The 8,676-nt window shown below is 64.1% G+C and carries 8 protein-coding genes; 3 read left to right on the forward strand and 5 right to left on the reverse strand.

The genetic code is table 11. The features are described from left to right. The first annotated feature begins 49 nt into the window (after positions 1 to 49). Both AAHM40_RS24460 and AAHM40_RS24465 read left to right on the forward strand, forming a co-directional pair. Entirely contained in the window at positions 50 to 1,066 is a 1,017-nt protein-coding gene (locus AAHM40_RS24460; RefSeq protein WP_342246999.1) for an efflux RND transporter periplasmic adaptor subunit, read from the forward strand. Then, positions 1,063 to 4,122, forward strand: a complete 3,060-nt coding sequence (locus tag AAHM40_RS24465; protein ID WP_342247000.1) for an efflux RND transporter permease subunit — start codon at positions 1,063 to 1,065, stop codon at positions 4,120 to 4,122. Before AAHM40_RS24460 ends, AAHM40_RS24465 begins: the two co-directional genes overlap by 4 nt. 218 nt (positions 4,123 to 4,340) lie before the next feature. Here AAHM40_RS24465 and AAHM40_RS24470 read toward each other — a convergent pair whose 3' ends face one another. The 5 genes from AAHM40_RS24470 to AAHM40_RS24490 all read right to left on the reverse strand — a co-directional run bounded on the left by AAHM40_RS24470 (position 4,341) and on the right by AAHM40_RS24490 (position 7,791). Next, positions 4,341 to 4,898: a putative glycolipid-binding domain-containing protein gene (locus AAHM40_RS24470; RefSeq protein WP_342247001.1), complete on the reverse strand. Its 558-nt coding sequence runs from the start codon at positions 4,896 to 4,898 to the stop codon at positions 4,341 to 4,343. Positions 4,899 to 4,902: 4 nt separating this feature from the next. Next, positions 4,903 to 5,214, reverse strand: coding sequence for a DUF2834 domain-containing protein (locus AAHM40_RS24475; RefSeq protein ID WP_342247002.1), 312 nt, complete (start codon positions 5,212 to 5,214; stop codon positions 4,903 to 4,905). 24 nt (positions 5,215 to 5,238) lie between these two features. Beyond that, complete coding sequence (locus AAHM40_RS24480) at positions 5,239 to 5,586, reverse strand: MmcQ/YjbR family DNA-binding protein (RefSeq protein ID WP_028629794.1); 348 nt, start codon at positions 5,584 to 5,586, stop codon at positions 5,239 to 5,241. Between the two features lie 16 nt (positions 5,587 to 5,602). Continuing rightward, positions 5,603 to 6,784: an MFS transporter gene (locus tag AAHM40_RS24485; RefSeq protein ID WP_342247003.1), complete on the reverse strand. Its 1,182-nt coding sequence runs from the start codon at positions 6,782 to 6,784 to the stop codon at positions 5,603 to 5,605. Positions 6,785 to 6,882: 98 nt separating this feature from the next. After that, positions 6,883 to 7,791 carry a LysR substrate-binding domain-containing protein gene (locus AAHM40_RS24490; protein WP_342247004.1) on the reverse strand — a complete coding sequence of 303 codons (909 nt, stop codon included), beginning with the start codon at positions 7,789 to 7,791 and terminating at the stop codon, positions 6,883 to 6,885. 151 nt (positions 7,792 to 7,942) lie between these two features. On the opposite strand from AAHM40_RS24490, the gene AAHM40_RS24495 reads away from it, so the two are divergent. Then, positions 7,943 to 8,449, forward strand: a complete 507-nt coding sequence (locus AAHM40_RS24495; protein ID WP_342247005.1) for a DUF1993 domain-containing protein — start codon at positions 7,943 to 7,945, stop codon at positions 8,447 to 8,449. Positions 8,450 to 8,676 lie beyond the last annotated feature (227 nt).

Here is an 8,676-nt window from a genome sequence, read left to right on the forward strand (position 1 = left end):
GATACAGTCGGCAGACTTCTTTCCTTCCGAATCGTCCCAGGGGCTCCTAATGATGGTCCGCCGCAGTGTTTGGCTGTTGTTCGGGGCGCTTGCTTCGTTGTCCGCCGTGGCCCAGGAGGCGCCGCTGGTGGAAGTGGCCGAGCCTCAGCGGGCGCTGGTGCGCGACGAGCTGGTGACCTTCGGTTCGCTGCGCTCGGACGAGTCGGTGATGATCCGCCCGGAAGTGGAGGGCAGGGTGGCCAGCCTGCATTTCCGCGAGGGTGAGACGGTCAAAGGCGGCGAGCTCTTGATCAGCCTGGACGACGCCATCGCCCGCGCCGAGCTGGCCCAGGCCCGCGCCAACCTCGACCTGGCGGAAAAGAGCTACCAAAGGGCGAAGATGCTGTACTCCCGCGGCGCCAGCAATGCCCAGGCGCAGGACGAGTCAATGTCCCAGGAACAGGCGGCGCGTGCCAGCCTGGCGCTGGCCCAGGCGCGCCTCGACAAGACCCAGATCCGCGCCCCCTACGACGGCACCCTGGGGCTTCGCCAGGTCAGCGTCGGTGACTACCTCAGCGCCGGGCAGGACATGGTTAACCTGGAAGTGCTGGACCCGTTGAAGGTGGACTTCCGTATCCCGCAGAAGGCGGTCAGCCAGGTGAGTCTTGGCCAGCCGGTGGAACTCAGCCTGGACACCTATCCGGGAGAGCGCTTTCGCGGCGAGATCATCGCCCTCAACCCGCGCCTGGACGAGATCGGCCGCAGCCAGGCCATCCGCGCGCAGATTGCCAACAAGGAGCACCGACTCAAGCCCGGCCAGTTCGTGAAGGTATCGGTGATCCTCGCCGAGCGCCCGCAGGCCCTGCTGATTCCCGAAGAGGCAGTGATGCCTGTGGGGCAGCAGTTGTTCGTCAACCTCGTGGTGGACGGCAAGGTGGAGCGCCGGCAGATCAAGATCGGCCAGCGCCTGCGCGGCAAGGCTGAGGTTCGTGAGGGCCTGCAGGGCAACGAGCAGGTCATTACTGCGGGCTGGCAGAAGGTCAGTCCCGGGCTGGAGGTCCGCACCGTAGCGCGAGGTGGGGTATGACCCTCTCTGATGTGTGCATCCGCAGGCCGGTGTTTGCCACCGTCCTGTCGCTGATCCTGGTGTTGCTCGGGCTGCTGGCCTATCAGCGCCTCGCGGTGCGGGAATATCCCAACATCGACGTGCCCATCGTCACCGTCAACGTCATCTATCCCGGCGCCAGCCCGGAGATCATGGAATCCCAGGTGGCCCAGCCCATCGAGGACGTGCTGTCGGGCATCGAGGGCCTGGACTTCGTGGCCTCCATCAGCCGTTCGGAAAACACCCAGATCACCGCACAGTTCCGCCTCGGCACCAACGCCGACGAAGCTGCCAACGATGTGCGCGACCGCCTGGGCCGGGTACGCGGCCTGCTGCCGGACGAGATCAACGAGCCCATCGTGCAAAAGGTCGAAGCCGACGCCCAGCCGGTGATCTGGATCGCCTTCTACAGCGAGCGGCATTCGGCGATGGAGATCACCGATGTGCTCGAACGGGTGATACGGGACCGCGTGCAGACCATTCCCGGTGTCTCCGAGGTGCAGATCCGTGGCGCCCGGCGTTTCGCCATGCGCATCTGGCTGGACCCGGAAAAGCTCGCCGCCCACGACCTCACGGTGCAGGACGTGGAAGATGCCCTGCGCCGGCAGAACGTCGAAATTCCGGCTGGGCGCATCGAGTCCGTGCAACGCGAATTCAGCGTGCTGTCGGAAACCGACCTGCGCACCCCCGAGGAATTCAACGACCTGATCCTCAACGACCAGCGCGGCTACCTGCTGCGTCTGGCCGACGTCGGTCATGCCGAGATCGGCGCCGCGGACGAGCGCAGCATCGTGCGCTTCAATGGGCGCTCGGCCGTGTCCCTCGGACTGGTCAAACAGGCTACGGCCAATCCGCTGGAAATCTCCGACGGTCTCAATGCCGCGCTGCCGGAACTGCAAGCCTTGCTGCCCGATGGCATGAAGATGACCATCGCCAACGACAACTCGCTGTTCATCCGCGAGTCCATCGACAACGTCTACACCACCATCTGGGAGGCGGTGGTTCTGGTCATACTGATCATCTTCCTCTTCCTGCGCTCCCTGCGCGCCACCCTGATTCCGCTGGTGACCATTCCCGTGTCGCTGATCGGCGCCTTCAGCCTCATGGTATTGCTGGGTTTCTCCATCAATACCCTGACGTTGCTGGCCATGGTGCTCGCCATCGGCCTGGTGGTGGACGATGCCATCGTCGTGCTGGAGAACATCCACCGGCACATCGAGGAGGGCATGTCGCCGCTCCAGGCCGCCTACAAGGGCAGTCGCGAGATTGCCTTCGCGGTTGTTGCAATGACCCTGACCCTGGCGGCTGTCTATGCCCCCATCGGTTTCATGCAGGGCACCTCCGGCAAGCTCTTCACCGAATTCTCCTGGACCTTGGCCGGCGCGGTGCTGGTATCCGGTTTCGTCGCCCTGACCCTGTCGCCGATGATGTGCGGTCACTTGCTCAAACCCCACGGGGCGCAGCAGCACGGGCGCTTCTACAACCTGGTGGAATCCTTTCTTCACGCACTGACCTACAGCTACCGCCACCTGCTGGAGCGGGTGCTGCGCGCCTGGATGCTCATTGTCCTGCTGTTGGCCGCGATCCTGGTGCTGTGCCTGGTGCTATTCAGCGGCTTGCGCAGCGAGCTGGCCCCCACCGAAGACACCGGCACCATCGTCGGCTCCATCAACGGCCCCGACGGCGCCACCATCGAATACACCAGTCGCTACGCGAAAATGCTGGAAGAGGCCTACCAGACCATCCCCGAAGCCAACCGCTACATGGTGGTGGTGGGCTTCCCGACGGTCGCCCAGGGCTTGTCCTTCCTCAAGCTGGAGCCCTGGGATGACCGCGAGCGCAGCCAGTTCGAAATCCGTGATGAACTTCTGCCCAAATTGCGCGACATTCCCGGCGTGCGGGCCTTCCCCATCAACCGTCCGCCGCTGGGGCAGAGTGCGCGTAACCAGCCGGTGAACTTCGTGATCCGCTCTTCACTGGAGTACAGCGAGCTACAGGGGTATGTCGATCAGTTGATGGAGCGCGTGCGTGACTTTCCCGGGCTGGAAAGCCTGGACAGCGACCTCAAGCTCAATGCGCCACAGCTCAAAGTCACGGTCAATCGCGAGCAGGCGGTGGCGGTGGGCACGGACACCGCCGCCATTGGCCGTAGCCTGGAAAGCCTGTTCGGCAGCCGCCAGGTAACGCGCTTCAAGCAGAACGGTGAGCAGTACGACGTGCTGGTGCAACTGGCCAACGTCGACCGCAGCAACCCGGATGACCTCAACCGCGTGTACGTGCGCGGCCGCAACGACAGCATGGTGCAACTGGCCAACCTGATCGACGTACGCGAAACCGTGGCGCCCCGCGAACTCAATCACTTCAACCAGCTGCGCGCGGTCACCGTGACCGCCAACGTCGGTTCCGGCTACACCCTCGGTGAGGCCCTAAACCACCTGGAATTGGCGGCGCGCGAGGTATTCCCGCCGGACACCCAGTTCGACTACACCGGTACCTCGCGTGACTTCAAGGATTCCAGCAGCGGTGTGGCGCTGATCTTCGCCCTGGCCCTGGTGTTCATCTACCTGGTGCTGGCGGCGCAGTTCGAGAGCTTCATCGACCCGATGATCATCCTCTTCAGCGTTCCGCTCTCCATGGCTGGTGCGCTGCTGGCGCTGACCCTCTTCGGCGGCACCCTGAACATCTACTCCCAGGTGGGCATGGTCACGCTCATCGGCCTGATCACCAAGCACGGCATCCTCATAGTCGAATTCGCCAATCAGTTGCTGCGCCAGGGTGTGGACCTGCACGAAGCGGTGATGGAAGCCTCGGTGAAACGCCTGCGGCCGATCCTGATGACCACCGGTGCCATGGTGCTGGGCTCGGTGCCCCTGGCCATCGCCACGGGCGCCGGTGCGGAAAGCCGGCAGCAGATCGGCATGGTGATCGTCGGCGGGCTGCTGGTGGGGACCTTCTTCACCCTGTTCGTGGTGCCGACCCTGTATCAACTGCTGCGCCGCTGGAAGCCGATCCACAAGCTGGAGGCGGCGCCCGCGTGACTTCATCTTGCGGTGCCGGCGGGCTGACGTATTGGCTATGTCTGCATGACGTCTTGTAGGCAGCTGCATTGCCCGTTGGAGCTGGCTTGCCAGCGAATGGCCCCGTTTCGCTGGCAAGCCAGCTCCTACAAGGCTCTTCGCCCGATGGTAAGTCTCTCGCAATAGCTAACGCAGACATCGCCAATGAAATCACCCCAACAACGGGTTGCCCCTACCCGTTACAGCCGCTGAAAGAACTTCGGATAGCGGTTCACCAGCCCATCCTCGTCGAGGGTCAGCACCGCTTCGAAGCCGCTGCCGTCGAGGTTCTGGTAGAGGTAATGGCTCTGGTCGAGGCGGGTGTAGGCCTGGCGCATGCGCCGCACGGTCAGCTGCGGCGCTTCGACGAACACCACCTCGATCTCCCGGCGCTCTTCCCGGTTGAGGAACAGCCGCCAGATGCTCGGGCTGTTGGTGAAGGGGGTGGGCCAGAGGTCCAAGTCGAGGCTACCCGACAGCTCGGGCAGCTTCTGGCCGTTGCCATCGAACCAGTGCAGGCCGTCACGGCGCAGGGTCAGGGTGCGGCTGCCGCGCCCATCACGCACCGTGGCGCTGAAGGTCCTGGGCTCCCAGCCTTTTTCGTATTCCAGGGTGTAGTTCAAGCGGTACGGCTTGCCATCGTCGTCAAAGGCCAGCATGCCGCTGTCCACCCGGCGCCCCTCCAGACGGAAGTCTTCCAGGCCATGGGTGGGGGATCGGTTGTTCCAAAGGTGGGTCCAGAGGGCTGTGGTTCTCATCAGCTCATGCCTCGTGGCGCTGGTTTTTTCGCAGGACCAGATAGAGCAGTGGTCCGATGGAGGCGAACACTGCGGTCAGTAGGTAGAAGGGTAGCAAGTAGGCCAGGCTGCGGCCCTGGCGGCGATTGTCCTGGTACATCCAGATTCCGATCAGGGCGCAGGCCAGATAGAGGTCGACCACCACTTGGGCGGTGTCGGGCCGACTCATCAGCTGCGCACCGAACTCCAGCAGCGGCTGTTCGCTGATGGCCATTACATAGAGGGTGTAGCCGCCGAACAGGAGCAGGGCGATCAGGGCAAACGAGCGAACGGGCATGTGACTTCCTTGTCGTTGGGGGAATCAGTCGAGTAGCAGCCCCACCTGGCGGATCTTCGGCAGGCGCGCGACCACCAGTTGGTGGGACCGGGTGATCAGCTCGCGCAACTCGCCGTCGCCCATGGGGTAGGGGCGTTGCATGGCAATCCAGTGGGCCCGCGCCAGGTAAGGCGCGGGAATGATGCCGGGGCGGTCGACGTAACCGAGGAAGAGGTCCTTATCGACCTTGAAGGTCAGGCCATCACCCAGGAAGTTGATGATGGCGAACATCTTGTTGCCCGCTATCGAGAACACCCGGTTGCTGCCCCATTTGAGGTCTTCCCGGGCACCGGGAAGTTGCAGGCAGAAGGCGGCGACTTGATCTGGGGTCATGCGTGCTCCTGTTCCTTCAGGTTCGGGTTTCGCTGCGTAGCAGCCAGAGGCTCAGTAGCATGCCGGCCAGGGCCATCAGCGCAGCGACCAGGAAGATCGTGGCGAAGCCCGCACGACCGGCAATAGCGCCCATCAGCGGCCCGGCGATACCCAGGGCCAAGTCGAAGAATACCGCGTAGGCGCCCAGGGCCGAACTGCGGCTGGCGGCTGGAATGCGTGTGACGGCCTCGACACCGAGGGCAGGATAGACCAGCGACAGGCCGAAACCGGTCAGCGCCGCGCCGGCCAGCGCCAGCCAAGGCGTCGGCGCCGCCCACAACAGGAGCAGGCCGAGGCTTTCCACCGCCAGACAGACGATGGCCACCCGGTAACCGCCCAGATGCTTGATGCTGTTGACGAACAACAGCCGGGCACCGATGAAGGCGCAGCCGAAGGCGGTGAGGCAGTAAGCGGCACCTTCCCAACCTACGCTGGCGTAGTAAAGGGTGATGAAGGTGGCCAGGGTGCCGAAGCCGATGGAGCCCAGGGCCAGGGCCGTGCCGTTGGGGGCGATGCGCAGGAAGACGTTGCTGAAGGGCAGCCGCTCGCCGTGGACGATGGGCGAGGGGGGCTTGGGCCAGGCCAGCAGCAGGGCAATGGCACAGAGCACTGCCATCAGCCCACCGATGCTCCACAGGCCCAGGCCATCGACCAGAACCACGCCCAGGGGCGCGCCGATGGCCACTGCGCCATAGGAGGCGATGCCGTTGTAGGAAATCACCCGCGCCATGTTTTCCGCACCCACCAGGCCCACGCCCCAACTGATGGAACCCGTGCCCACCAGGCCCTGGCCAATGCCCAGCATCACGCGCCCGCCGAGCAGAAGCGCCAGGCTCAGCAGGGGGAATTGCGCCAGCGAGGTGGAGAGCAGCGTCAGTACCCCGGACAGGCCGCAGCCGGCCATGCCGTACATGACCGCGCGCTTGGCGCCCAGCCGGTCGGCCAGGCTTCCGGACATAGGGCGGGAGAGGAGGGTGGCGAGGTACTGCACGCTGATGACGATCCCCGCCATCACCGAGCCGTAGCCCATGTCGTTATGTACGTAGCCGGGCAGCACGGCAATTGGCAGCCCGACACAGAGGAAGCTGATGAAGGTGAAGAAGACGACGGTGATGATCTGCAGCGTGGTGGAGGACGCGGACAGCCGTGGCGTGCTCATGGCAGAACCTGGAATTGGGGCGGACGGGGAATGTCGCCATCATCCCCGACTCGCGACGGCAAAGAAAGCTAGCTAATGGTTGTCTTGCTGGCCAAGGTTCAGATGATGGGAACCTGGCTGTGGGAGAAGGCTTCCACGAGGTGCTCGATCCAGGCGCGGACCGCCGGCAGCATGCCGCGCCTATGGGTGTAGACCGCTTGCAGATGGCCGCCCGGCAGGCTCCATTCCGGCAGCAGGCGCACCAGGCTACCGTCGCGCAACTCGGTTTCGCAGTTCATTTGCGGCAGCATGCTGAAGCCCAGGCCCGCCAGCACCGCGTGCTTGCGCACATCGAAGTCCTCAATGCCCAGGCGGGCCTCCAGAACCACTTCGCGACGATTGCCGCGGCCGTCATGCAGGTAGTGGTGGATGCGCCGGTCAGCCTCCAGGCCGCCGAGGGCCGGCAAGTGCTGGAGGTCCTCCGGGGTATAGATGCTCATACCCTCCAGCAGGCTGGGCGCGGCCACCAGGAAGGCCTGCGCCGCACGCAATGGGCGAGCGATCAGGGTCGGGTCTTCGTCGCCTTCCTCGCGTACCCGAAGGGCAACGTCCACGCCTTCCTCGCGCAGATCCACCCGGCGGTTGGTGAGGATCATGTCCAGCTGCACCAGGGGATAGTGCTGGAGGAATTCGGCTATCACGTGCTTGAGCATCGAGTGCGCCAGCTCCACCGGGCAGGACACCCGCAGGCGGCCCCGGGGTTCGACGGTAAGACTGGCCACCACTTCCTCGGCCTGCTCGGCCTCCAGCAGCATGGCCTGGCAATGGCGCAGGAAGCGCTCGCCGACATCGGTCAGCGCCAGCTTGCGTGTGGTGCGTTGCAGCAGACGCGCGCCGAGCCGGGTTTCCAGTTCGGCAATGCGCCGTGAAAGGCGCGACTTGGGTATGCCGAGCAGACGGCCGGCAGACGAGAAGCCGCCGTGCTCCACCACCTTGGCGAAATAGAAGAGATCGTTGAGGTCTTGCATGATTTTGTCCTGCGGGTGGGACGAGCTATCGCGTTGGGTGACTTTACCGCGCCATTGCCCGATCTGGCGGGACTTTTGCGCACATTGCCGGGCGGCCGGCTAAGCGCTATACCTGAGCCTCTCCCATCCACCCGAAAACGGAGCGATCACCATGTCCTTGTCTATGTACGAGGCGTCCATCCCGGTTCTGGCGCGCATGCTCGGCAACCTGTCCAACATCCTCAAGAAAGCCGAGGCCAACGCCCTGGCGCGTGGCATCGATCCCAAGGTATTCATCGAGTCGCGCCTGGCGCCGGATATGTACGCCCTGGCCCGTCAGGTGCAGATCGCCAGCGATATGGCCAAGGGATGTGCGGCGCGCCTGGCCAACGTCGAGGTGCCGAGTTGGGCCGACAGCGAAACCACCTTCGAGGAACTGCAGGCGCGCATCGCCAAGACTCAGGCGTTCATCGAGGGCATAGACGCTGCCCAGCTGGAGGGCAGCGAAAGCCGCACTGTGGTGCTGAAAATGCGCAGTGGCGAGATTAGCTTCAGCGGTCGCGACTATCTGCTCGGCTTCGCCCTGCCGAACTTTTATTTCCACATCACCACCACCTACGCCATCCTCCGCCACAACGGCGTGGACGTGGGCAAGATGGATTACCTGGGCGGCGTCTGACGCGTTCGTCCGGTGCCGTTGGACACCGCTTTTCATGTCCGCCATTCGTGGCCCAGCCGGGCTCCAAGGGTGAATCGGTGAAGCGTGGTCCAGCTTTTTCCGTTCGTGCCAACGAATGAAAGAAGCCCACCGGATTGGTGGGCTTCTTCGTTTGCGGTGGTCTTACCAGAGCGGCAGCACGTAGCTGAGTATCAGGCGGTTCTCGTCGATATCGCTACCGAAGTTGG

The organism is Pseudomonas sp. OTU5201, from assembly GCF_038440135.1.
GTDB lineage: Bacteria > Pseudomonadota > Gammaproteobacteria > Pseudomonadales > Pseudomonadaceae > Metapseudomonas > Metapseudomonas resinovorans.